Source organism: Rummeliibacillus pycnus (assembly GCF_050459865.1).
Lineage (GTDB): Bacteria > Bacillota > Bacilli > Bacillales_A > Planococcaceae > Rummeliibacillus > Rummeliibacillus pycnus_B.
Genome location: NZ_JBCMNM010000002.1, coordinates 1 through 3,179 on the forward strand (window position 1 = coordinate 1; position 3,179 = coordinate 3,179).

The 3,179-nt window shown below is 31.6% G+C and carries 4 protein-coding genes and 1 pseudogene; 4 read left to right on the top strand and 1 reads right to left on the bottom strand.

Annotated elements, in window-relative coordinates; translation table 11 throughout:
- The 4 genes and pseudogenes from ABE048_RS00090 to ABE048_RS00105 form a co-directional block, all read left to right on the top strand.
- Positions 1-479: hypothetical protein (locus tag ABE048_RS00090; RefSeq protein ID WP_430308445.1), on the top strand; the 479-nt coding region annotated here is incomplete at its 5' end.
- An 89-nt stretch (positions 480-568) separates the two neighbouring features.
- Positions 569-973: a VOC family protein gene (locus ABE048_RS00095; RefSeq protein ID WP_430308446.1), complete on the top strand. Its 405-nt coding sequence runs from the start codon at positions 569-571 to the stop codon at positions 971-973.
- Positions 974-982: 9 nt separating this feature from the next.
- The gene (locus ABE048_RS00100; RefSeq protein ID WP_430308447.1) at positions 983-1,504 is read left to right on the top strand and encodes a DNA-deoxyinosine glycosylase; all 522 of its coding nucleotides are present in this window, start codon (positions 983-985) and stop codon (positions 1,502-1,504) included.
- A pseudogene (locus ABE048_RS00105) lies at positions 1,492-2,208 on the top strand (AraC family transcriptional regulator); the annotation flags it as partial. The gene ABE048_RS00100 and the pseudogene ABE048_RS00105, both read left to right, overlap by 13 nt.
- Before the next feature lie 93 nt (positions 2,209-2,301).
- On the opposite strand, the gene ABE048_RS00110 reads toward ABE048_RS00105, so the two are convergent.
- Entirely contained in the window at positions 2,302-2,889 is a 588-nt protein-coding gene (locus ABE048_RS00110) for a hypothetical protein (protein WP_430308448.1), read from the bottom strand.
- Between the last annotated feature and the right edge of the window lie 290 nt (positions 2,890-3,179).

Below are 3,179 nucleotides of genomic sequence, written 5' to 3' on the forward strand. Positions count from 1 at the left end.
AGCCCGTGGAAAGCGCCGTCTGTAGCGGAACTGAAATTGATTTAATTATATATTTTAAAGCAGAACATGGAATTTTTTTGAGAAAGGTCGTAATATCAATGGATTCAACAAATACTACAGTAGAATTGTTAGTACAACAAGCTGAAAATGTACTAACAAGCTTGAAAGAATTAAAACGCAGTCTTAAGAAAAAAAGCAAAGTACGTTTTGATTTATATGAAAGATTTTGTGCAAATCAACATTCATTTGATGTATATACATTTATGGATCCTGAAATTCAAGAATCAGCAGAAGTTACTGCTTTCAAAAAACAATTAGAGTTATTTAGAGAAGACTTTGCTGTAGTACGTACAAATTTGGAGGCTGTGGTAGACATCAAACATGCAGAAGCAGCTTATGAAGAAGTATTCACTACATATAATGTGATGGTCAATGCACTCGGTTTTCCTGATCGAGAAGTAAATGCAAAAAAATTCTAATTAGAATTTAGATCCACATACTAAGCATATTAGTATGTGGAATTTTTTTGGTGAAAAACTATTCAATAGAAAAAAAGGAGATTAACATTTTGACGAAACGATGTATTCATCATATTTGTATTCAAACAAATCATTACAGCGAATCAATCGAATTTTATACGAATGCTTTAGGATTTACATTAGCTCAAGAAACAAAGGATTTTCACGATAGGGATTATAATTCGTGGTTACAACTAGGAGATTTCTATATCGAGCTCCAAACTTCAAAAAAAGATGAAGAGCTAAAAACATATAATAAGCATCAAGAGGGAATTGTTCACTTTTGCTTATGGGTCGATGATTTAGAAGGGGAAGTCAAACGTTTGCGCGAAATAGGGGTTTCATTTCAACAGAAAAATGGTGAAGATATTTATTTTGTTGAAAGTGGTAGTTTATGCAAAGTACAAGCACCGGAAGGAACAATTGTTGAATTACGTGATCAAAAGGGATTGTAGGTGATCGAGATGAATGACAATATTCAAAATGTATTACCTCCGATTGTAGATGAATCGACGCATGTACTTATTTTGGGTTCTATGCCAAGTAAGCTTTCACTTGATAAACAACAGTATTACGGCAATCCACGCAATCATTTTTGGTTAATCATTGGAGAAATTTTACAGATGGAAGTGCCTGATGATTATACAAAACGAATGGAATTACTAAAGAAACATCATATCGGTCTATGGGACACGATTCAAGCTTGCGAAAGGGAAGGTAGTTTAGATGCTAACATTCGTAACATAGTGCCGAATGATTTTCATCAACTTTTTATAACATATCCCAATATTCGATTACTCTTGTTTAATGGTGGGAAAGCCTATTCAGTGTTCAAAAAATATATGGGACTGCAGCTATTACAAAAAATAGATTATGCAAAAATGCCATCAACAAGTCCAATACCAGGAAAGAATATTAAATCATTTGATGAAAAAGTGGAGGAATGGTGTGTGATGAAGAGATATTTGAGGGATGGTGTAGAATGAATATTTCTAGAAAAATTGAGGTTGAAAAGTTACAAAATGAGAAGAGTGAGTTGTTTGACAAAGACGTATTCAACATTTTGAATGGTCAGTTTATGTATGAAGAGTTTAAAGATCAAAAGCTAATGGGAGATTCTGATTACGCTCCATTTAATGAAGCGATGTGTGTAAACACGACTACTAAACAAGTTTTTGATGAAGCGTTTATAAAAATAAGAGCATTAGGACACCATGAGTCAAAAGAAAATTATATCAAAAAGGTAATTAACCCATTAGACAATCTATTTAATAAAGAGTATAAATGTATCGTTTTATGGTTTGGTGAAGACATGTTTTGTCAAATGAACCTGCTTACAATACTTGCCTATCTTGAACAGTCCGGGTATGATGGCAAAGTTTTCTTAAATAGTTTCAGAGAAGATGAATTTAAAGTAAGTCAAACTGAACTAAAATTAGGTAACTATTCTTCTGTATACAAAGAAGTATTGGTAAATCATGAAAGACCATCAAATGAACTATATCCAGTAATGTGTCAGGCAATAGATATATATTTAGATATGCTAAAAGAAAATAATGCAGTAGTAAAGTATATTTCAAAAAATAAAGATTTACCAACATCAGAATTAATTATTAAGTTATTTGATCTTTTCCCAGCAATAGGATATGGAGATTCACAATATATAGAGCTTATTAATAGTAATAGATGATCCCACTTGCCGTACTTTTTATATACACAAAAGCCGAGCTGCAGTTAGCTCGGCTTTTCGTATGTGCTTACAAATTAAATTTTATTAGGAAAATTATTGTATAGCATTATTTTGAGTTTGCGACAACTCTTCTTTCTCCTCAAATAATAAAAAGGAAAACATAGCAGTATTAATCACTCCAATTAATCCATAACACCATAATGGTAGATGAATCATTTCATACCAAATTATATTGATTAGGTACATACCGATAACTATAAACAATGTATTTATTATAAAAGTAAATAAGACTTTTTTAGATACAAAGAAGGCGTGTAACTTCCAAATAGCAACAATTAAAGAAGCAATGCTCGCCATCGTTAAAGACATAATTGCAATTGATCGTAAACTTTGTTCTTGCTGAAGAGCTTCAGGTATAGAAATGAAATTATTAATTATATTTGTAATAAAATAAAAACCAGATAAATAAATGGAAATAACTAAAAATGAGATAGGAATCCATTTCAAATAGATAATAGCCCACTTTTTACTTCCAATTGATTTCTTTCTTATTTCTTGTATAGATTCAGCAAGAGGCATAATAACCATGATCAAGCCAAGTAAATATAAATCAGATTGAGGCAAATTTCCCCTATAGATGTCCAATAAGAAGAGGAAGGCATCTTTTATTTCAGTTAACATTAAATCTGTTCATCCCTTCATTATGTATTACCTGTATATACGTAAAAACTTCCAATTTGTTTCAAAAAATATAATTATATTTAGCTAAAGAATCATTTTCATAATTGAAAGATATAAAAAAATACGAATATAAATGGGCGATGGGCCATTGTTATATGCCTTATCGATTAGAACACTGTCTATGAAGTGAAAGATGGCGAGTCCTCGAAAATGCATTCGCATTTCCTTCGTGCGATGTTAATTCAGGGAGGTACATTCAAAGTCCTGCGGGAAAGCGAGACAGGTGAGAC